This window comes from Rhodococcus sp. BH5 (assembly GCF_027583855.1).
Classification (GTDB): Bacteria; Actinomycetota; Actinomycetes; order Mycobacteriales; family Mycobacteriaceae; genus Rhodococcus_F; species Rhodococcus_F qingshengii.
In genome coordinates, this window is record NZ_JAJHVW010000002.1 from 301,843 (window position 1) to 321,739 (window position 19,897).

18 protein-coding genes and 1 tRNA gene are annotated in these 19,897 nt (G+C 63.4%); 10 read left to right on the forward strand and 9 right to left on the reverse strand.

The genetic code is table 11. The features are described from left to right. Window positions 1–8 precede the first annotated feature (8 nt). The 5 genes from RhoBH5_RS07720 to RhoBH5_RS07740 all read left to right on the forward strand — a co-directional run bounded on the left by RhoBH5_RS07720 (window position 9) and on the right by RhoBH5_RS07740 (window position 4,904). The gene (locus tag RhoBH5_RS07720) at window positions 9–1,220 is read left to right on the forward strand and encodes an acetyl-CoA C-acyltransferase (protein ID WP_270008123.1); all 1,212 of its coding nucleotides are present in this window, start codon (window positions 9–11) and stop codon (window positions 1,218–1,220) included. Continuing rightward, the gene (locus tag RhoBH5_RS07725; protein ID WP_270008124.1) at window positions 1,217–2,140 is read left to right on the forward strand and encodes an SDR family NAD(P)-dependent oxidoreductase; all 924 of its coding nucleotides are present in this window, start codon (window positions 1,217–1,219) and stop codon (window positions 2,138–2,140) included. Before RhoBH5_RS07720 ends, RhoBH5_RS07725 begins: the two co-directional genes overlap by 4 nt. Then, window positions 2,137–2,961 (forward strand): DUF1295 domain-containing protein, encoded by an 825-nt coding sequence (locus tag RhoBH5_RS07730; protein ID WP_270008125.1) that lies wholly within the window; start codon window positions 2,137–2,139, stop codon window positions 2,959–2,961. The genes RhoBH5_RS07725 and RhoBH5_RS07730 overlap by 4 nt, the downstream gene beginning before the upstream one ends. Further along, complete coding sequence (locus RhoBH5_RS07735) at window positions 2,958–3,824, forward strand: acyl-CoA thioesterase (protein ID WP_270008126.1); 867 nt, start codon at window positions 2,958–2,960, stop codon at window positions 3,822–3,824. The genes RhoBH5_RS07730 and RhoBH5_RS07735 overlap by 4 nt, the downstream gene beginning before the upstream one ends. Window positions 3,825–3,905: 81 nt before the next feature. Beyond that, on the forward strand, window positions 3,906–4,904 hold the full coding sequence (locus RhoBH5_RS07740) for a winged helix-turn-helix transcriptional regulator (RefSeq protein ID WP_003940366.1): 999 nt from the start codon (window positions 3,906–3,908) through the stop codon (window positions 4,902–4,904). Between the two features lie 9 nt (window positions 4,905–4,913). On the opposite strand, the gene RhoBH5_RS07745 is transcribed toward RhoBH5_RS07740, so the two are convergent. Then, entirely contained in the window at window positions 4,914–6,293 is a 1,380-nt protein-coding gene (locus RhoBH5_RS07745; protein WP_181991944.1) for an LLM class flavin-dependent oxidoreductase, read from the reverse strand. Window positions 6,294–6,535: 242 nt separating this feature from the next. Here RhoBH5_RS07745 and RhoBH5_RS07750 point away from each other — a divergent pair. Continuing rightward, window positions 6,536–6,611: transfer RNA gene (locus RhoBH5_RS07750), tRNA-Arg, on the forward strand. 49 nt (window positions 6,612–6,660) lie between these two features. Continuing rightward, window positions 6,661–7,623 carry a formylglycine-generating enzyme family protein gene (locus tag RhoBH5_RS07755; RefSeq protein ID WP_214925576.1) on the forward strand — a complete coding sequence of 321 codons (963 nt, stop codon included), beginning with the start codon at window positions 6,661–6,663 and terminating at the stop codon, window positions 7,621–7,623. A gap of 1 nt (window position 7,624) precedes the next feature. Here RhoBH5_RS07755 and RhoBH5_RS07760 read toward each other — a convergent pair whose 3' ends face one another. Next, entirely contained in the window at window positions 7,625–8,542 is a 918-nt protein-coding gene (locus RhoBH5_RS07760; RefSeq protein WP_030534931.1) for a TauD/TfdA dioxygenase family protein, read from the reverse strand. 35 nt (window positions 8,543–8,577) lie between these two features. Continuing rightward, window positions 8,578–9,246: a TetR family transcriptional regulator gene (locus RhoBH5_RS07765; RefSeq protein ID WP_030534932.1), complete on the reverse strand. Its 669-nt coding sequence runs from the start codon at window positions 9,244–9,246 to the stop codon at window positions 8,578–8,580. A 205-nt stretch (window positions 9,247–9,451) separates the two neighbouring features. Between RhoBH5_RS07765 and RhoBH5_RS07770 the strand changes: the two genes are divergently transcribed. Further along, window positions 9,452–11,788, forward strand: coding sequence for an arylsulfatase (locus RhoBH5_RS07770; RefSeq protein ID WP_208690354.1), 2,337 nt, complete (start codon window positions 9,452–9,454; stop codon window positions 11,786–11,788). 73 nt (window positions 11,789–11,861) lie between these two features. Here the strand turns inward: RhoBH5_RS07770 and RhoBH5_RS07775 are convergent, their stop codons facing one another. From RhoBH5_RS07775 to RhoBH5_RS07790, 4 genes are all read right to left on the reverse strand, one after another. Next, the gene (locus tag RhoBH5_RS07775) at window positions 11,862–13,364 is read right to left on the reverse strand and encodes a DUF4153 domain-containing protein (RefSeq protein ID WP_306671692.1); all 1,503 of its coding nucleotides are present in this window, start codon (window positions 13,362–13,364) and stop codon (window positions 11,862–11,864) included. A gap of 108 nt (window positions 13,365–13,472) precedes the next feature. Beyond that, entirely contained in the window at window positions 13,473–14,468 is a 996-nt protein-coding gene (locus RhoBH5_RS07780) for a HAMP domain-containing sensor histidine kinase (RefSeq protein WP_050654680.1), read from the reverse strand. Continuing rightward, on the reverse strand, window positions 14,465–15,151 hold the full coding sequence (locus RhoBH5_RS07785) for a response regulator transcription factor (RefSeq protein WP_003940586.1): 687 nt from the start codon (window positions 15,149–15,151) through the stop codon (window positions 14,465–14,467). Before RhoBH5_RS07785 ends, RhoBH5_RS07780 begins: the two co-directional genes overlap by 4 nt. Window positions 15,152–15,216: 65 nt before the next feature. Continuing rightward, entirely contained in the window at window positions 15,217–15,750 is a 534-nt protein-coding gene (locus tag RhoBH5_RS07790; protein WP_020970417.1) for an NlpC/P60 family protein, read from the reverse strand. A 250-nt stretch (window positions 15,751–16,000) separates the two neighbouring features. Here RhoBH5_RS07790 and RhoBH5_RS07795 point away from each other — a divergent pair, with 250 nt between their 5' ends. Beyond that, on the forward strand, window positions 16,001–17,110 hold the full coding sequence (locus RhoBH5_RS07795; RefSeq protein WP_064443875.1) for a serine hydrolase domain-containing protein: 1,110 nt from the start codon (window positions 16,001–16,003) through the stop codon (window positions 17,108–17,110). 5 nt (window positions 17,111–17,115) lie between these two features. Here RhoBH5_RS07795 and RhoBH5_RS07800 read toward each other — a convergent pair whose 3' ends face one another. Continuing rightward, window positions 17,116–18,339, reverse strand: coding sequence for an erythromycin esterase family protein (locus RhoBH5_RS07800; RefSeq protein WP_270008127.1), 1,224 nt, complete (start codon window positions 18,337–18,339; stop codon window positions 17,116–17,118). A 108-nt stretch (window positions 18,340–18,447) separates the two neighbouring features. On the opposite strand from RhoBH5_RS07800, the gene RhoBH5_RS07805 reads away from it, so the two are divergent. Then, the gene (locus RhoBH5_RS07805; RefSeq protein WP_208690353.1) at window positions 18,448–19,170 is read left to right on the forward strand and encodes a TioE family transcriptional regulator; all 723 of its coding nucleotides are present in this window, start codon (window positions 18,448–18,450) and stop codon (window positions 19,168–19,170) included. A 4-nt stretch (window positions 19,171–19,174) separates the two neighbouring features. Here the strand turns inward: RhoBH5_RS07805 and RhoBH5_RS07810 are convergent, their stop codons facing one another. Then, window positions 19,175–19,822 carry a TetR/AcrR family transcriptional regulator gene (locus RhoBH5_RS07810; protein WP_208690352.1) on the reverse strand — a complete coding sequence of 216 codons (648 nt, stop codon included), beginning with the start codon at window positions 19,820–19,822 and terminating at the stop codon, window positions 19,175–19,177. Between the last annotated feature and the right edge of the window lie 75 nt (window positions 19,823–19,897).

Sequence of the window (19,897 nt, forward strand, 5' to 3'; positions counted from 1 at the left end):
GGTTGAAAATGACTGATGCTTTTGTCCTCGACTACGTGCGCACGCCGCGCGGTCGAGCATCGGCGCGAGGCGCCCTCCACGAACACAGCCCCGTGGACCTTGTCGTCCATCTGGCCAAGGCTCTGCAGGGTAGAACGAACCTCGCCGCAGAACAGATCGACGACGTCGTTCTCGGTTGCGCATCGCAGGTGGACGAGCAGGGCGCGAACATCGCGAGAACTGCCGCACTCCTTGCCGGTTGGGGCGACTCCGTCCCCGGCGCAACCCTCAATCGATTCTGCGCATCCGGCGTCGACGCAGTCGGCCAGAGCGCGGCCCGCATTCGCGGCGACGACGTGTCCCTCGTCGTGGCCGGTGGCGTCGAAAGCGTCTCCCGGACTCCGATGTTCAGTGATCGCGGACCGCTGTGGACCGACCCGGCAACCATCGCGCAGATCGGCTCCATCCATATGGGTGTTGCCGCCGACTTGAATGCCACGATCGAGGGGTACTCCCGCGACGAGTTGGATGCATACGGCGTCGAAACCCAACACAAGGCTGCCGAGGCCTGGCGCAACGGCGCATTCGAGCGGTCCGTTGTGCCAGTTCCCGGCAGAAATGGTGAAGCCGGAATCGCGCACGACGAACTGGTCAGGGCAGAGACGACGGCAGAGGGACTCGCAGCGCTGCCTGCCGCCTTCGAAGGGCTCGGCGCCGCCGGTCAGGATGCACTCGCGCTCGCTGCCTATCCCGAGGTAGGAAAGATCGAACACCTGCACACCGTCGGATCCTCTCCCGCCATGGCCGACGGCGCAGCGCTCCTACTCCTCGGATCCGAGAAAGCCGCGGCGAGAGCCGGCCTGACCCCTCGCGCACGGATCATCGGATCCGCCTCGACTTCGGTGAATCCGGTCCTCATGCTCACTGCGGGTCAGAGCGCCGTGGAGGCAGTCATCGCGCGAGCCGGGCTTCGTCCACAGGACATCGACGTGTTCGAGTTCGCAGAGGCCTTCTCCGCGCTATGCCTACGGTTCCGCCGCGACCTGGACGCCGGGCCGGACCGCATGAACCCCAACGGAGGCACGATGGCGATGGGCCATGCATTCGGCGCCACCGGAGCAATTCTCGTCGGCGCATGTGTCGACGAACTGGTACGGAGCGACGGTCGCTACGGTGTGGCCGCGGTCAGCGGCGCCGCCGGTGTCGGAGTCGCGGTGCTCGTCGAACGGATCGCCTCATGACCGTCAGTTCACTCTCCGGCCGCGTTGCCGTCGTCACGGGAGGGGGTAAGGGCCTCGGCCGTGCCGTCGCACTGCATCTCGCGAGCCGAGGGGTCACGGTGATCGTCAACAATCGGAATCGCACACTCGATTCGAGCGGCCGAGGCCCCGCAGATCAGGTTGTCGACGAAATCCTCGAAGCCGGTGGACAGGCCGTCGCCAACCACGACGACGTCACCGACCCCGACGTCGGCCGAAAGTTGGTGGACGACGCTCTCACTCGGTTCGGACGACTCGATTTCTGCATCACCAGCGCCGCGGTCAGCGCACCGCAGATGCTTCATCGCACCACCGCCGAGAACCTCAGCACCGTCATCACGACAAACGTCGTCGGAACCGCACTGGTCGCCGCCGAAGCCTCCCGAGTGATGCGCGAAGCCGGATTCGGGCGCATCGTGATGATTTCCTCGACCGCAGGACTGCACGGAGAACCCACCGTGTCCGCCTACGCCGCCAGCAAGGGAGCAGTCATCGCATTGGGACGTACCGCAGCCGGCGAAGGTGCGAGTCGCAACGTCTTCACCAATGTCGTACTGCCCTATGCCACTACGCAGATGACCGAGTCCGGAATGGATCCACGATTCATCGACATCATGGGTGCCGACCTGGTAGCCCCGGTGGTCACCGCCCTCGTCGATCCCGAGTCCACGACCAACGGGCAGGTGATCGTCACGGCAGGTAACGGGGTGCGTTCGGCCGACGCCGTCGAGGGCTCGACCGAGTTCTTGCCCACCACCACAGAACTCGATGCCAAAGCGCTCGACGCGCTACTCGTGACCAGCCGACTCGGCGCTCCTCACACCTATCCGAGCGCACAGGAAGCCTTCGCGGACTTCGCTTCCGAACTGCTCGACCACCACAATCGGAAAGCGCGCGCATGACCGACATCCCACTGGGCGACCTTGCACTGAACTTCGGTGTGAGCGCACTCGCCGTCCTCGTCTTCATCGCAGTCGTGATGGCCGTCGCCATCCGGATGAACAATCACTCGATCATCGACATCTGCTGGGGGCCTGGCTTTGCCGTCGTCGCCGTCGTCTCGTACCTGACGTCCATCGGGTCGGACGGCAACGATCTGCGTCGCCTCGTCGTGCTGGCTCTGACCGTGGTGTGGGGAATGCGACTCGGCCTCTACATCGGCTTCCGAAACCGTGGGCACGGGCAGGACAAGCGCTACACTGCCCTGCTCAAACATCAACAGGGACCGCTGGTTCCGTTCCTGATTCGCAAAATCTACGGCCTCCAGGGCGTTCTCATTCTCGTGGTGTCGCTGCCCGTCCAGTTCGCGATGTACGAGTTTCGCGCCCTCGGAGTCCTCGGCGCGATCGGCATCGCGGTCTGGACCGTCGGCTTCGTCTTCGAATCGGTTGGAGACTACCAACTTTCCCGCTTCAAAGCTGATCCGGCCAATGCCGGGAAGGTGATGGACCGTGGGCTCTGGGCCTGGACCCGCCATCCCAACTACTTCGGTGATGCATGCGTCTGGGTCGGACTGTTCATCCTCGCGCTTGGTGATCCATTGGCGCTGATCACGATCGTCTCTCCGATCGTCATGATCAAACTGCTGGTGAGCTACAGCGGTAAGGCCCTTCTCGAACGCGGCATGCGCAAGAGCAAGGGGCAGGCCTACGACGACTACGTCGCCCGGACCAGCGGATTCTTACCTCGTCCACCCCGTCCGGCACGAAACCACACGTCGTGAGCGCCCCCACGAGTGGTCTCGCCGACGTCTTCGATCTGGAATCGACCGGCCCGGACCGGTGGCAAGGGTCGAACGACGGTGTTCGGCTGCCTCAGCTGTTCGGCGGCCAACTGGTAGCCCAGTCGATTCTCGCAGCCGGGCACGCGGTTACCGACGGCAAAGCGATCAGTTCCGTCCACACCCACTTCCTTCGCCCGGGGTCGACGAATCGCGCGACCGAGTTCTCGGTAGATCGCCTTCGGGACGGAAAACGCCTGTCCACCAGAGGCGTCGACGTCCACCAGGACGGACGACTCGTCTGCCGTTCGACGGTCTCTGCCTCCTCGATCGACGAGGGCATCACTCACAGTCGCGCAGTACCTACCGCACTCCCGCCCACTGAGTGCGTGACGTTGCAAGAGTTGGCCGAGGCAGACGGCGGGTTGGGTGAGGTGTGGGAGGAGTTCTCCGCCATCGAGATTCGTGTTTCCCCCCTTGATTCGCACTCCCCCACCGCGCATTCGGCGGCGCCTCCGCGCAACATCTGGATGCGTTCGGCTCAGCGGCTGAGCGACGATCCACTGATTCACGTGGCTGCTCTCGCTTATGCCAGTGATCTGATGCTGATGGCAACCGCACTGACTCCGCACGGCTACGACATCGGGCAGGAGCACTCGCTCGACACGGACTGGACTGGTGTGTCCCTCGATCACACGATGTGGTTTCAACGCCCTGTGCGGGCGGACGAGTGGCTGCTCTTCGAGCACTCGACCCCCACAGCTCACACCGGCAGAGCAGTAGTGAATGCCGCGGTCTTCGATCAGTCCGGACTCCAGATCTGCCAGATCACTCAGGAAGCGTTACTCATTGCCCGCACCGAGTGATTCCCGACTCTTTCTGCAGACCATTCGGTACGGTCTCGCGGTGCCGCAGGGTTCGCGGCCTATGATTTCGGGGTGGTACGAGTGAATGCAGCCGGATCTTCGACACCCACCGCGTCGGCGGGCGTCACCGAGTTGCCTGCCGGCGGTCCGAACGCACTGGCCGTCACGCTCGGGTTGTTGGGGGACGAGTGGAACCTCTGGATTCTGCGATTCGCCCTGTTGGGGTCGCGGCGATACAACGACTGGCTCGCCCTCGGGGGAATCTCCAACTCCGTATTGTCCTCACGGTTGGCGGTCCTGACGGCCGGCGGAATGCTCGAGCGTCGTGAGTATCAGCAGAACCCGCCCAGGCACGAATACTCGGTCACCCGCAAAGGGCAGTCGATCTGGCCCGTCCTCATCACCATGTGGTCGTGGGAGAAGCAGTGGGCGCCCAATGAAACCCAGCCGCTTCCACCACTGCGGCACAGCACCTGCGGAAACGACTTCACCCCGATCCTGCGCTGCAAGGAGTGCGGCGAGGACGTGGACGTACGATCCCTGGACTCCCAAATGGGTCCGAGTGGGGACTTCTCACGCAGTGTCCCGGAAGCAACATCGCGGCGACGCTCCACCAAGTCCGAACGCCGTCCGGAGATTCTGGCTCACACGATGGAACTTGTCGGCAATCGCTGGTCAGCGGCGATCATCGGTGCAGCTTTCCGAGGCGCTCGCCGTTACGGAGAGTTCGCCGAGATCACCGGTGCACCACCGGCGATAGTCGCGGATCGCTTGAAGCACCTCACCGAGATCGGTGTGATGGAAACGCGTCCGCTTCCGGATCGCCCACAGTGGTCGGAGTATCGACTCACCGCCAAGGGCACGGCGTATTTCCCCGTGGTGATGTGCATGATCTCCTGGGGTCAGCGTTGGTTCAGATCCGCGGACGGCCCGGACATCGTTCTCCATCACAAGGCCTGCGGTAAACGGTTCGAAGCACGCTTGGGTTGCAGTGTGTGCGGTGAAGAGTTGAGGTCTTCGGACATCGAGGCCGTCGACCTCACCACCTCGGTTCACGTACCCGGGTCCGGTTGGTCCTGAGGTCCCCGCTCAGCCGGCAGTGCGGATCCGGTCGAAGCTCCGGCCTCGGTGTTCGAGCGGCAGCCTGTCCCCTCGCCCGAACAGTTTGTTGCGCAGCGTTCCCTCATCGTAGTCGTCCTGGTAGGCACCTCGTTTGATCAGCTCCGGAATCACATGCTCCACAATGTCTTCGAAGGTTCCGGGAGTCACCGCGTACGCGAGATTGAAACCGTCGACGTCGGTCTCGGACACCCACTCCTGCAACTCGTCGGCGACCTCCGCGCCGGAACCGACAACGATCGGGCCGAGCCCGCCGATGCCCGCCCACTCCGCGATGTCCCCCACCGTCCATTCGCCGCCCTTCTCGTCGGCCTGACGAAACGATGCGACCGCGGATTGAATGGCATTGCTCTCGACGTTCCCGATCGGCTCGTCCGCTCGGTATCCGGAGAGGTCGATTCCCATCCACCCCGAGGTGAAAACGAGCGCGCCTTCACTACTCGCGTAGCTGCGGTAGTCCTCGAGCTTCGCCTGGGCCAACTCGGGGGTTCGGTCGGTGATGATCGTCAACAGTGTGTAGATGCGGGCCGAGTACGGATCTCGCCCGACCTTCGTCAGTTCGTTTCGGATTCGGGCAACGGTGTCTTTGAGAATCGCCTTTGTCGGTGCACCCACAAAGATCGCCTCGGCATTCGCAGCGGCGAACCGCACCCCACGAGGCGACGCGCCGGCCTGGAAGATGACCGGCGTCCGCTGCGGAGAAGGTTCGGAGATGTGGATGCCCGGAACCGTGAAGTGCTTGCCTTCGTGCTCGATCGGATGAACCTTGGCGGGGTCCGTGTAGACCCCGGTGGTTCTGTCACGCACCACCGCGTCGTCTTCCCACGACGTTTCCCACAACTTGTAGAGAACTTCGAGGTACTCGTCCGCGTGGTCGTAGCGATCGTCGTGCTGGAGTTGGTCGTCCTCGCCCATGTTCCGCGCGGCCGAGGGGAGGTATCCGGTGACCACGTTCCACCCGATTCGCCCGTTCGTCAGGTGGTCGAGGGTGCTCAAGCGCCGAGCGAACGGGTAGGGATGCTCGAAAGCTGTACCTGCGGTGATCCCGAAGCCCAAGTGCTCGGTCACGGCAGCCATCGCCGACGCCAGCAGTAGCGGGTCCGAGACCGGTACCTGCGCGCCCTGCCGCAGCGCTGCGTCGTGATTGCCGCCGTACACGTCGTACGTTCCCAACACGTCAGCCAGGAACAGCCCGTCGAATCGTCCACGCTCGAGGAGCTTCGCCAACTCCGTCCAGTACGTCAGATCCGTGTACCTGGACGACTGGTCCTCCGGGTGGCGCCACAGACCTGGCGATTGGTGGGCGACGCAGTTCATGGCAAAGGCGTTGAAGCGGATTCTGCGGGTCATTCCCGCACGATGCCGTGCCTGCTCCGCGGTGAACACCATTGCGATCAGTGCGATCGGTACGGCTCCTGCTTGCACCCGGCGATACCGTCGACTTCGCGACCTCGTCGGCGGGCCGCTACACTGACTAGCGCAGCTGTGACGCCCGAGGCTTCGTGCCGACAGGTCGAGCGGATGCAACAGCAGTATCGGGAAGCGAAAACCCCGGCAGCACAGGGTTTTCAGTGCTTGTCGGTACGCTCCCCGCCCTCGTAGCTCAGGGGATAGAGCATTCCTCTCCTAAAGGAAGGGTCGCAGGTTCGAATCCTGCCGAGGGCACCAGGTGGGACTCTCCCCACATCGGCGCGACCAACGTGCCATTCTTGAATTCATGACGACGCCTCACTCCACGGCAACTCCACCGAAGAACATGTCTTTGATCCCGGGTGGGACGTACTGGATGGGCTCCGAAGACTTCTATCCGGAAGAACGCCCAGTTCACCAGGTCACCGTCGACGGATTCTGGATGGACACGACGGCGGTGACAGTCGCCGAGTTCCGACGCTTCGTGAAGGCAACCGGCCACGTCACCACTGCTGAAATCGCCCCAGACGCCGCCGACTATCCCGACGCCGATCCAGCCCTCCTCGTCCCGGGATCGTTGGTCTTCACTTCGCCACCCGGCCCGGTTTCACTTGACGACTACACCCAGTGGTGGTCGTTCACTCCCGGCGCCGATTGGCGCCATCCCGAGGGCGCCGACAGCAACATCGGGGGACGTGAACGGCACCCCGTCACCCACGTGTCGTACTTCGACGCCCAGGCCTATGCCGCGTGGGCCGGCAAGGAACTCCCGACCGAGGCCGAGTGGGAGTTTGCCGCCCGCGGTGGACTCGATCGCCAGGCGTACGTGTGGGGCGATCACGACTCTCCGGGCGGGCGGCCCGGTGGCAACGTGTGGCAGGGCCAGTTCCCCTGGGAGAATCTGCTCGAGGACGGTTACGAGCGCACCGCTCCGGTCGGAAAGTTCCGGCCCAACGGCTACGGACTGTTCGACATGGCCGGGAACGTGTGGGAATGGACGGCCGATCACTACACATCGGACCACGCCCACAGTTCCAAGAACGTCGCGCCGGCCTCGTCGTGCTGCATTCCTCGTAATCCCCGAGCGGAGTTCGCCACGGAGGCGTTGGTGGGCGAACCCTACGCACGACGGGTGATCAAAGGCGGCTCACATCTGTGTGCACCGAACTACTGCTTGCGATACCGCCCCGCCGCGCGGCAGGGCGAATCCGAGGAGTCCTCGACCTGCCACGTCGGCTTCCGGTGCATCATCCGCATTCCGCAGGAGTAGATCAGAAGGGCACGTCCCCCAGGATGGCCACCCGCTCCATGACGCGGCGATGCGGGAAGTAGTCGCTCGCAGCGTAGTGCTGGGTGGCCCGGTTGTCCCAGAAGGCAATGGAATTCGGCGCCCACTTGAAGCGGCACTGAAAGTCCGGGACCTTGACCTGCGCGAACAATAGGTTGAGCAGATCGTTGCCTTCGACAGGATCCATATCCGGAATGTGGGTGGTGAATAGGCTGTTGACGAACAGAGTTTTACGCCCGGTCTCCGGATGCTTACGCACCATCGGATGCAGAACCGGCGGGTACTGCTCCTTCATCTGCTCCAACTTCTCCGGGCTCATGCCGCGTCCGAAGGACGGTACAAAATCGTGGATGGCGTCCTTGCCGTCGATCAAGTCCTTGATCTCGTCGGGGAGGCAGTCGAAGGCGTTACCCATATCGGCCCAGAGCGTGTCACCACCGGCAGGCGGTACGTCGATCGCCCGAAGTACTGAACCGAGCGGCGGCGTCTTCGTCCAGGTGACGTCGACGTGCCAGATGTTCTCCGTTCCTGGACTGTCCTCTCCGCGTTCGAATCTGACGACTGCCGGGACCTCTCCCTGCGGGAGAAGTGGATGAACCTCGAGTTCACCCCAATGGGCCGCGAAGTCACGATGATTCACGCTCGAAATCGGCTGGTCCCGAAAGAACACGACCTTCCATTCGAGGAGGGCCCGACGCACGTCCTCGATCTGCTCCTCCGACGGATCATGCAGGTCGATGTCGCTGATCTCGGCACCGATGAACGGTGTGACGGGTGTCAGAGTGAACCGCTCGTACGGCCTCGATTCAACGCCTTCCGGGTTTCGCCTCATTCCGCGTGGTCCGAATTCGATTGTGTGATTGCCGATTTGGACTGTTCGTGAGGATGTAAGGGTAGCCATCGAATGACTCCGTCCTGTCGTGTCGTGTCGCGGGGTCACACGTCAGTCGACGCGTGCACCCGCTTTGCTCGTGTACGTTTGTGTGCGCTTTGGGGCGCGGTCAGTGCTCCTACCGCGAGATCGACCAGATGATCCACTGTCGTATCGAAATCTGCCTGCACAACCGGGTTTTCGTCTTCGCGGCGCTGCTCGAAGATTGCCAGAGCGGAGACGCTCATGTTGAACGTCAGATCGATCCGTTCGACCGCGACGCGGCGAGATAGATGCGGCAACGCCCGCGTCAACCTGACGACAACTTCGTTGATCCCCTCGCTGACCTCGCGGAACTCAGCACTCTGCGTATCCACCGACGGTGAGATTCGGGCAATGAACCTCGCATAGTTGGAACCGTCGACCGTCGCCAGAAAATCTGCCAGCGGGTACAGAAAGGCTTCGACCAAAGCACGGACCAAGTCGGTCCGCCCACTGGCGTCGATGTCGTCGAGATACGTCAGTCGCGCTGCGTTGATCTGATCCATCCGATGCCGGAATACGGCCAGCACCAGACCGTCTCGCCCACCGAAGTGATACTGAACTGCAGAGTTGTTGCGCTGCCCGGCCGCAGTCGCCACGTCCCGCATGGACACTTCGTGAATACCTTGCTCGGCGAACATCCGCTCGGCGACGGCGATCATGGCGTTCTTGGCATCCAACGAGGCGGGCATACACCGACCATATAAGTCACTGTCTTAATTCCGCAAGTCCCATCCCCTGTGCGCGGTTAGGGAGTGCAGGGACTCCTTACCCACTCACGGGGGTAGTTGTCCCAGTCAACGAGACATACGCCGCCAACTGAATTCCGATCGATACACTCCAGATTAAGACGACTGCTTAAGCCACCCGGTTTTGCACACGCCAAGGAGCCTGCTGGTGAATCGCCATTCCATTCCGATCATTCCCGAGACGCCGAACGTCGCGGCCGCCGTGTACTACCCCGATCAGAATCCCCCGTACACCCGCCCGGAACCGCTTCGCCCGCCGGCCGGGGCCCCGAACGTGCTGCTGATCATGATCGACGACGTCGGATTCGGCGCACCCTCCGCGTTCGGTGGCCCGTGCCGCACCCCCACCGCCGAGCGTTTGGCCGAAACCGGCGTGAAATACAGCCGATTCCACACCACGGCTCTGTGCTCGCCGACGCGTGCCGCCACACTGACCGGGCGCAACCACCACAGTGTCGGTATGGGTGTCATCTCCGAAATGGCCAACGCGGCACCGGGATACAACGGGACCCGCCCCGCCTCTGCCGCCACGGTCGCACGCGTCCTACAGGGAAACGGCTATGCGACAGGTGCTTTCGGCAAGATGCACCAGACCCCGACGTGGGAGACCACCGCTGCCGGGCCGTTCGACCGTTGGCCAGTCCGTGAGGGTTTCGACAAGTTCTACGGTTTCCTCGGTGCCGAGTCCGACCAGTTCACCCCGGTTCTCTACGAGGACTTCACGATGGTCGACTTACCCAAGACACCACAGGAGGGTTACCACCTGTCCGAAGATCTCGTCGACCACGCGATCGAATGGGTCGAGGGCGTCAACACGATGGACCCCGACAAGCCGTGGTTCTGCTACCTCCCCTTCGGCGCGTGCCACGCTCCACTCCAGGTCCCGGACCGCTACCTGGACAAGTACGTCGGCGAATTCGATCACGGGTGGGATCGCCAACGCCAGATCACCCTCCAAAAGCAGAAGGAACTGGGCGTCGTCGCTCCTGACACCGAATTGGCCCCGTGGGCTCCGGGGCTCCCACACTGGGACGAACTCGACGACGACCAGAAGAAGGTCTCGGCCCGTCTGATGGAGTTGTACGCGGCATTTCTCGAGCACACCGACGACGAGGTAGGCAGGCTCGTCGACCGGTTGCAGGACATGGGTGTACTCGACAACACTCTGGTGCTCTACATGATGGGTGACAACGGCGCTTCCGCGGAAGGCGGAATGGAGGGCTCGTTCAACTACCTCGCCGGCCTCAACGGTTACAAGAGTGCGACATCCGACGTACTGGCGCGCTACGACGAATTGGGGACCGAAACCAGCTACCCGCACTATCCGGCGTCTTGGGCTCTGGCTCTCGACACCCCGTACCAGTGGGCCAAGCAGGTTGCGTCCCATTACGGCGGTACCCGGAACGGCCTGATCGCCCACTGGCCCAAGGGGATCGACAAGCCAGGCATCAGGGAGCAATGGCATCACTGCGTCGACATCACGCCGACGATCCTGGAAGCTGCCGGTATTCCGGCACCGTCCAGCGTCGACGGGGTGACCCAGAAACCGATGGAAGGCGTGGCGATGAACTACACCTTCGCCGAGCCCGACGCCGAAGAGCGCCACACCACACAGTATTTCGAGATCTTCGGCAACCGCGGAGTCTACGATTACGGTTGGACCGCAGTCACGGCCCACCGCGCACCCTGGCTGATGGCCACTCACGGCCTCGAGCTCACACCGATGAGCGAGGACCGTTGGGAGCTGTACGACACCTCGGTCGACTGGTCGCAGGCCCGCGATCTCGCAGACGAGCATCCCGAGATCCTGGCCCGGCTCAAGGAAAAGTTCCTCGTCGAGGCGGCCAAATATCAAGTGCTGCCGCTGGACGACAGAACGGTCGGTCGCCACGCCACCGCGGAATCACGACCCCCGCATCCGATGATGGGCCGCAAGACCCTCACTCTGTACCCACACATGAACGGTCTGGTCGAGAAAGCCGCGCCGACGTTCTTCAACCGCTCGTACACGCTGACCGCGAGTCTGGGTAGCGTCGCCGACGGCATGCTGGTCAGCCTCGGTGGCCGGTTCGGCGGATTCGCTTTGTACATACTCGATTCCGTCCCCGTCTACTGCTACAACTTCAGCGGCGGTGGTCGGACCTTCGTGCGTGGGCGCAACCCGCTGGCACCCGATACGCGCGAGGTGTCCGTCCACTTCGAGTACGACGGCGGCGGAATCGGCAAGGGCGGAACCGCCACCCTGATTGTCGACGGCGAGGTGGTCTCCGAAGGCCGGATCGAGAAGACCACTCGGGCGATCTTCAGCATGAACGAACAGCTCGACGTCGGCATCAACCGGGGAAGCCCGGTCGCGGAAGAGTTCGCGGAGAAGGGCACGTTCCGCTACGGCGGCAAACTCCACAGCGTGACCGTCGACTTACGATCCACCCGAGACGTGGTGTCCGCAGAGGAACGGGAGAAAATCTCACTCGCCGTGCACTGATCGACCAGGCGGCGCTCGCCGATTATGCAGCCGCGCAGGCCATCTGCCGCGCGGCTGCACAATCGCCCTGCGTCTATCCGACCGTGTACATCTGCAGGCACGGCCCCACCGGGCGAGCTTCCAGGATGTCGCGGGCCTTCTCACGCGCTACGTTGAACTCCCAGGGTGCAGTGGTGCCCGGCACTCCGAATCGATATCTGCTCAAGGCACATGAACGCTGCGGTTCCGGTAGACGATCCAAGGCAGGTACCGCGTCGACGGAGAGCCCGCGTAAGTAGGAAACGTCGATGCTCTTGCCGCCCTCGAACCGTTCCATGTTCTTTTGCGCGATGTACGCGTCGGGGTTGAACACCGCGAAGGCCAGCAGCGCGACGGCCGAAGTGGCGAGAACAGCTGTGGGCAGCCACTTCCCGGACATCCGAATACCTGCGACGAGCAACAACACGAACACGAAGCCAAGAAGCAGCTCTGTCGCGAAGACGCTGACCCGGAGCACCGTGAAACCGTACTGATTCTCGTACAACCACATCCGGTGCACAGCGGACGCCACGATCACCAGGCTGAAAACACACAGGGCACCCAGCAGTCCGCGGGCAAGACGCCTCGATCCAGCGTCGCGGCGGTCGATGTACCGCACTGCGACGGCGATGACGAGCAGCGTCAGCACGGTAACCGCCATGAGCTGCCAGAAACCCTCACGCGCATAGTCCGCATAGGTCAGTCCATCGGTCACCTGTACGTGCTCGTCTCCCCCGAACAGCGTCTTCGTCTGTACTGCAACAAAACCGAGGAACAGCACGTTGAGTACTCCGAGCGGGACCGCCCACTCCCACATCGGCAACGGCGTCGCCTGCGCAGGTGCAAACGCGTCCACCGTCGGCGTTCTGCGGCGCAGGTACACCGCAACCAGCGTGCCGAACGCCATCACGACGCCGGCAAAGATCCGTGCTCCCGGGTTCGACACCGAGATGGCCGGAGCGAAGCCGTCGAAGATCTTCGCGAACTCCGGATCCGCACTCACGAACAAAGATCCGAAAATCAGCAGGAGAAGAATCGATACTGCGCTTACGACGACAACTCGCGCCGCCGGCACCCGCGGAGCAGAGCGGGTAGCAAGTTTTCGACGACGAACGAAGTTGACCGTCCGGTGCGGTGCCCGCCAGGGAGCGACCGTTCCCAGAAGTATTCCGGTCCACGTCCGCCCGCCGATCAGAGTCCACGTGAACAGAACCCACGCAGCTACGACGCAGAGGAACACCAACCACTCCGCACCGCGAACGGCGGCAACACCCAGCAGTGCGAGCATCCCGATGGCGGCGACCCACTGCGTCACGGTCATCCGCGGCGGCGTCAGAATCCCGAAGACGATCACCACACCGGCACCCACGATCACGTACGCGATACTCGCGAACCCTGGGTCGAGGATCAGGGCCGCAAGCACCCCTACTGCGGCCGCGCCGAGGAGCATCGAGCGGGTGGCCATCGAAGTGCGATCGGGACGCCAGAACCGGCTGGAACGCTTGGGTTTTACGGCCGGCATCGGCGGTTTCGGTGGAATTACTATCGGAGCGCTCATGTGATCTCCTATGTGTCTGGTTCAATTTTTCAGGGTCGGAAGTACAGACGAATGCCGATGAAGACATGCGCCATCGCGAGATCTCTCGATCTCGTCAGGGACTTTGATTCAGTTCTGCGGCAGCACTACTCGAATGCAACAACCCGACGGGGCATCGACGACGGCAATCCTGCCGTCATGTAATTCGACCGCCCACTTCGCGATCGCGAGGCCGAGTCCGGTGCCTCCGTCGGTCGAGCCGCCGCGGATGAAGCGGTCGAACACTCGCTCACGGGCCTGTGGTTCGATGCCGGGGCCGTCGTCGTGGACGTCGAGCACCAACTCCCCCGCGCTGCCGGTACGTACTCGGATGACAACTTTGGTGTCGACGTTCCCGTGCTGAACCGCATTGTCCACCAGGTTGGTCACCACCTGGTGGAGGCGATCCGGATCGGCGACCACGGACAATTGTGGAGGCTTGACGTCTATCTCGATGTCGCCCGCACTCACACTCGACAGCTCGCGTAGGAACGGCTCGACCTCGAAACGGCGGCGTTTCAACGGCATTGCGCCACCCTCGAGTTTCGAGAGATCGAGAAGGTCGGCTACCAGCGCGCCCAGTCGTTCCGTCTGCCGCAGCGCCGATTTCATCATCGCCGGATCCGGTTCTTCGACACCGTCGACGACGTTCTCGAGCATGGCTTGCAAAGCGGTGATGGGCGTGCGCAGTTCGTGGGAAACGTTGCCGATCAACTCGCGGCGGTACCGGTCGTCGGCCCCGAGGTCCTCGGCCATCCGATTGAACGCATGGGCGAGTTCGCCTACTTCGTCTCTGGAAGTCGCTCGTACTCGCCGCGAATAGTCGCCGCGCGCCATCGCCTTCGCCGCGGCCGTCATCTCGCGAAGCGGTGACGTCATCCCGTGTGCGAGCACCTGCGTAACGCCGAGAGCGACAACCAACGCCGTCAGTAGAGCAAAACGAAACGGTTGTTGCGACGTCAGCCAGAAACCACCCGCGGCGAACACCAGTGCTGCGACAACCAGGAGGCCGACCTTCACCTTGAAGGACCGCATCGGGTCCAGCGGCCGCGGCCACCGTGCAAAGAGTCGGTCGACGCCGCTCATCGCGGCACGTCCCAGGCGTACCCGACGCCGTGAACGGTCCGGATCACGGAAGGTCCGAGCTTGCGTCGCAGTGCCTTGACGTGGCTGTCGACGGTCCGACTGCCCGCTCCCTCACCCCAGCCCCAGATCTCCTCGAGCAGCGACTCCCGCGGGATCGCGGCTCGCGGCCGCTCCGCCAGATAGGCGATGAGATCGAATTCGGTGCGAGTCAGGTGAACTTCTTGCGCATCACGGCGCACTCGACGTTCGGTCAGGTCGATCACGACGTCACCGAACTCGAGGAGGTCGGCCACCGGGCGAGCAGCGTGCTCCGCGCGATCCGCACGCCGAAGCAGAGCCTGCACCCGGGCGACGAGCACACGCATGCTGAACGGCTTGCTCAGATAGTCGTCGGCCCCGACGCCGAGACCGATCAGCATGTCCGTTTCATCGGCGCGAGCGGTCAGCATCAGCACAGGCACCGGGCGCACGGCCTGGATGCGGCGGCAGACTTCGAGTCCGTCGAATCCCGGCATCATCACGTCGAGTACCACCAGGTCTGCGTCCATCTGCTCGCAGCGGGCCACCGCGCTGGGACCGTCGAACGCCAGCTCGACGTCGTAGCCCTCGGCACGCAGCCTCGCCGCGATGGACTCGCAGATGCTGACCTCGTCGTCGACCACGAGCACTCTTCGCTGACTCATGGAACTGACTGTATTCGGCCCTCGTGGATGAACCTGGGAGGACTTGTGAAGGTTCTGTGCAGGTTCTAGAACCTGCGGATGTTGTTGATCGGCAGATCCGCCAGCGGCGTCAGTCCGGTCGGAACACCAACTCCGTAGGCGTTGAACACCATTCCGAACCCAGCGTAGATGCCGACGTGCGTCGCACCGGGGTAGAAGGTGATGACGTCGCCGGGGGCGAGGGCCCACCGGGGAACCGGCTGTCCGACGTTGGCCTGCTGTTGGCTGGTCCGTGGCAGATTCACGCCGGCCTGCCGAAACGCCCATTGCACCAGCCCGGAGCAGTCCCACGAGTTCGGCCCGACGCCGCCCCACTGGTAGGGCTTTCCGGTCTGAGTGCTCGCCGCTGCCAACGCGATCAGCCCTGCCGGACTCGGAATCGGAAGGGCGGCTGATCCGCTGCTGATGCTGCCCGTGCTTCCCAAGCTTCCGGAACTCCCGCTACTGCCACCGCTACCGAGGCTTCCCGGGTCGGCTGAGGCAGGGGCAGCGGAGAGCAACAGGACACTTCCGGTCAGCAAAGCCGCGACCGTTCCCGTTCGGAGTGTCGACTTCTTCATGCATCCGTCCTTCGTGGGAGTCGTTTCGGCGCGCGGCAGCGCACCTCGATAGCCGTGAACTGGTAAGACACGTGAAAACAAACACTTCGTTCGGATGTTAACGGCGTGGACGTGGTGTTCGGACAGGAATGATTGATCCGATTTGTCGGTTTTGAACAAACGGGCCTTACGTCCCGGGCGGGCAGAAGATCAGGGAATGATGGGGGATTTCCTGGATCCCGCGGCACGACTAGGTCCATAGATTCGACTCATGCGCCCATACCTGCTCGTCGCCGCGGTCATCATCGGAGCCACCACGGCACTCGTCGGTTGCTCGACGCTCCAGCACGCAGTGGAGATTCAATCGGATCTCGACGGACTCACCAGGTCGGGTGTCGTCGGGTCGATCGCAACACTCGACGACGGCACCACGACGGCTGTCATGACCAGCGGCGTGCCCAACCGGACCAACGGCGATTCGATCGGCAAGAATGATCGCGTCCGGATCGGAAGTGTGACAAAGACATTCACAGCTTCGCTCGTTCTGCAGTTGGTCGCCGAGGGCAAGGTCGACCTCGACGCACCGATCGAGCAGTATCTCCCGGGCCTACTGCACAGCAGTGACATGGACGGCAGTGGCATCGACGGTAGCGCGATCACCGTGCGGCAACTGCTGCAACATCGCAGCGGCCTTCCCGAGTTCGCCGGAGAACCCGGCGCCGACGAATGGATTGCAGCAAACGAGAACCGAACGCTGACGCCGTCCGCCGCGGTCGCCATCGCCCTCGGCAAACCGGCGCAATTCGTCCCCGGAACGTCGTTCGTCTACACCAACACCAACTACATCGTTCTCGGAATGCTCGTCGAATCCGTGAGCGGCCGCAGCTACGCCGATGAACTCCGGTCTCGGATACTCGATCCGCTGGACTTGGAAGACACGTACCTCCCGCCGGCCGGTGAGCTCGACATCAGGGGCGATCACCTGACGGGCTATCAGGATCTCGACGGTGGCCTGACCGACGTTTCCCGCACGGAACCGTCGATCCCCTGGTCTGCCGGAGCGATGGTCTCGACGGGCACAGACCTGAACACCTTCTGGCGTGCACTACTCGACGGGCAGGTGGTGCCGGCCGAGCAGCTTGCCGAGATGACCACCCCTCAGGTCGCCGCCACCGAAGCCGAGGGACTCGGGTACGGGATGGGCGTCGGCGCCACCGAACTTCCCTGCGGCGTCACCTATACCGGCCACAGTGGCGGGATCTACGGGTACTACACACTGTCCGGCGCGACGCCGGATCGTGCGTTCACTGTGACGCTGACGTCGACGCCGAAGGACCAGCCGGACACCGTCGCGATACTCTCTCACGCGCTCTGCCCCTGACGCTGTTACCAGTACTGATGACGCTGCCCGTCGGTATCCGCGACGAAGATGACCGCGTCGGCGCCGTCCAACTCCGAAGGTTTCAGCGGCAGGTGGCCGGGCAGGATCGCCTCTCCCGCGGTGACGGACGGGTCAAGTGCTGCGCGAAGTGCGGGCGCCGGAAACAGGGCACGCCGACTGGTCGCATCGGCCAACGCTCCCTGCAGAGTGCCCGGATCACTGTCGGGGTTGGCGTCGGTTGCCACGAATACGTAGCGCTCCCCGAGGACAAGTCCGACAAGTGAGCCGGCGCTCCCCCAGCTGACCACGTCGCCGTTGACGGGCATGTCGGACGGCACTCGCAGGAGATGGGCATTGTGTGCGAAGAGCAGGATCGGCCCGCGTCGCTGCTCCTGGGCGACGACCGCCAACAGGTTCTCGGCCATCATCTCGGCACGCAGACTGAGCAGAGTGCCGATGCGATCAGGAGCGGAACTCGCCATCGCGGAGTGATAGCGCAAGAGCCCCAGAGCGGTGCGTGAATGTGCAAGGGCCAGGTCGTACCCGGCCGGGTCGGCGGGCCGCAGCACAGGTGCGGCGCGCCGCAGGACGCTGGCGAGGTCGTCCGCAATGATGCGCAGGGCACGAGCCTGATCGGAGTTGCCGACGGACGCAGCCGGTTCGAACATCGCCGCCGGGTTGGTCCAGTCGGTGTCCTGCCCGAGCAGAAGGTCGATGCCGTCGAACGAGTGCGGCCGCATCGCAGCGGGCAGGAAGTCACCTGCTGCAGACAGCGCGCCACGTGGGCTCGGTGCACCGGAATACTCCACCGGAGCGTCGAAGCCGTAGAAGCGAACTCGGTCGGCCGGAGCGCGGCCGTGGTTGTACTCGCGTAGCCATTCGACGAGTTCGCGGTTGCCCGGTACCGCACCGAATCCGTGGCTGAAGCCTGTGGCGAGCACCTTCTCGATGTCCGCCTCTCCCCCGTTCACGTAGTCGTTCACGAGCAAAGCCGCACAGACATCTGTTTCGAGCACGATCGACCGATATCCTCGTTCGACCAGTTGGCCGAGAAGTTCGTTGCGCAGCAACGGAAATACCTTGACTCCGTGGGTCGGCTCGCCGAGGGCGAGCAGAGTCGGCACCTCGGTTAGCGTGGCGAGCAGTTCGTCGACCGCACGACCAAGACTTGCCGCGTCTTCGAGTTGGTGGCCGAACTCACTCAGCGCTGGGGCAGTGGACATGATCATCCCTTTCGAAGGTGGACTGCCTTCGACAGTATCGTTGAAGATTCGAGTGAAACTTTCACTGGCAATTACCTGGGGTATACCGCGAAAAGCCTCAATCGGAGGTGATCAGTGCGGCCCATAGACCTTGCCCGTGAACACGGGTTGTCCGCACAGGCGATCCGCAACTACGACGATGCCGGCATCCTCCCTCCGAGCGAGCGCAGCACTTACGGCTACCGGCGATACACCCCAGTGCACGCGCAAGCCCTGCGCACTTTCCTCGCATTGCGCGGCGGTCACGGGCACCAGCGGGCCACGGAAATCATGCGGGCGACCAACCTGGGCGACACCGAGTCCGCCTACCGCCTGATCGACAGTGCGCACGTGACGCTGCTCGCCGAGCGAAAAACTCGCACCGAGGTAGCCACAGCGCTGGGGACTCTGTCCACCATGGCACCGGCACTGGTGCACGGTCCAGCGCTGACGGTGGGTGAGCTGGCGCGCCGTCTCGGCGTTCACCCGGCGACACTGCGCACGTGGGAAGAGCACGGCATCCTGCACCCCGAGCGCGAACGAGCAACGGGTTATCGCGAATTCGGTCCGGAGTGTGTGCGCGACGCCGAGATCGCGAGGCAGCTGCGGCGCGGCGGCTACCGACTGTCGCAAGTCGCCCAGTTTCTCGATTCGCTGCGCGAGGCCGGCGGAGCGGACTCATTGGCAGCGTTCCTCGAATCCTGGCAAGACCGGCTGGCCACACGCAGTCGCAACCTTCTCGCCGGCGCGGCTCAGCTCGATGCCTATCTCACGATGCTGGATCAGACCTCGCCTGGTTGCCGATCAGCAAACGGTTGAGGTGTCAGTTCACAAGCCGCGCAAGGCTCCTCACCATCTCACCGACGGTGTCGGTCGACGGCCACGGGAATTCCGGGAGATCGGCCCGCAACATCACCTGTCCGTGCAGCGAAGTCCAGATCGATACCGCATCGACAAAAGTGTCTGTGCTGGCCGACCTCCCAGCGGCGACGCACGCGGCGAGGTTGGTCACCAGCGTGTTGAAGGCGGCCAGTCCTCGCGTATCCGATTGTGGTGACTGACCTTTCGGCCTGGACCACCCGAACAAGACCCGATACCGAGCGGGCTCGGAAATGCCGAACTCGACGTATGCCGAGCACCCGGCATACAGACCCTCGACCGGGTCGGGGTGTGCGGAAACGGCGTCGGCCACGGCGAGATGCAACTGCTCCAGCGATTCGGAGACCACCGCTTCGACAATGGCATCGCGATCGGAAAAGTGTCCGTAGATAGATGGTGCGGATATCCCGACTTCGCGAGCGACTGATCGGAGCGTCACCGCCTGATCCGATCCGGTGCGGGCGATGAGCGTCGCCGCTGCGGCGACGATCTCTCCGCGGAGCCGTGCGCCGCTTCCTCTCGGATTTCGGGCGCGAGTACTCCGAGAACCACTCGTCCCAGTTACATCGGCATCTTCGGAAACATCACTCACCCGACAAACTTTACACATGTAAGGCGAGGGGGTACGTTCTCATCACTAAACATTCGTAAGGTTACATTCGTAAGG

Bases quoted from the DNA above. Each gene is read 5' to 3' on its own strand.
- RhoBH5_RS07720 (WP_270008123.1), top strand. From the start codon at position 9: ATGACTGATGCTTTTGTCCTCGACTACGTGCGCACGCCGCGCGGTCGA.
- RhoBH5_RS07725 (WP_270008124.1), top strand. From the start codon at position 1,217: ATGACCGTCAGTTCACTCTCCGGCCGCGTTGCCGTCGTCACGGGAGGG.
- RhoBH5_RS07730 (WP_270008125.1), top strand. From the start codon at position 2,137: ATGACCGACATCCCACTGGGCGACCTTGCACTGAACTTCGGTGTGAGC.
- RhoBH5_RS07745 (WP_181991944.1), bottom strand. From the start codon at position 6,293: ATGACCCGCAGAATCCGCTTCAACGCCTTTGCCATGAACTGCGTCGCC.
- RhoBH5_RS07755 (WP_214925576.1), top strand. From the start codon at position 6,661: ATGACGACGCCTCACTCCACGGCAACTCCACCGAAGAACATGTCTTTG.
- RhoBH5_RS07760 (WP_030534931.1), bottom strand. From the start codon at position 8,542: ATGGCTACCCTTACATCCTCACGAACAGTCCAAATCGGCAATCACACA.
- RhoBH5_RS07765 (WP_030534932.1), bottom strand. From the start codon at position 9,246: ATGCCCGCCTCGTTGGATGCCAAGAACGCCATGATCGCCGTCGCCGAG.
- RhoBH5_RS07775 (WP_306671692.1), bottom strand. From the start codon at position 13,364: ATGAGCGCTCCGATAGTAATTCCACCGAAACCGCCGATGCCGGCCGTA.
- RhoBH5_RS07780 (WP_050654680.1), bottom strand. From the start codon at position 14,468: ATGAGCGGCGTCGACCGACTCTTTGCACGGTGGCCGCGGCCGCTGGAC.
- RhoBH5_RS07785 (WP_003940586.1), bottom strand. From the start codon at position 15,151: ATGAGTCAGCGAAGAGTGCTCGTGGTCGACGACGAGGTCAGCATCTGC.
- RhoBH5_RS07790 (WP_020970417.1), bottom strand. From the start codon at position 15,750: ATGAAGAAGTCGACACTCCGAACGGGAACGGTCGCGGCTTTGCTGACC.
- RhoBH5_RS07795 (WP_064443875.1), top strand. From the start codon at position 16,001: ATGCGCCCATACCTGCTCGTCGCCGCGGTCATCATCGGAGCCACCACG.
- RhoBH5_RS07800 (WP_270008127.1), bottom strand. From the start codon at position 18,339: ATGATCATGTCCACTGCCCCAGCGCTGAGTGAGTTCGGCCACCAACTC.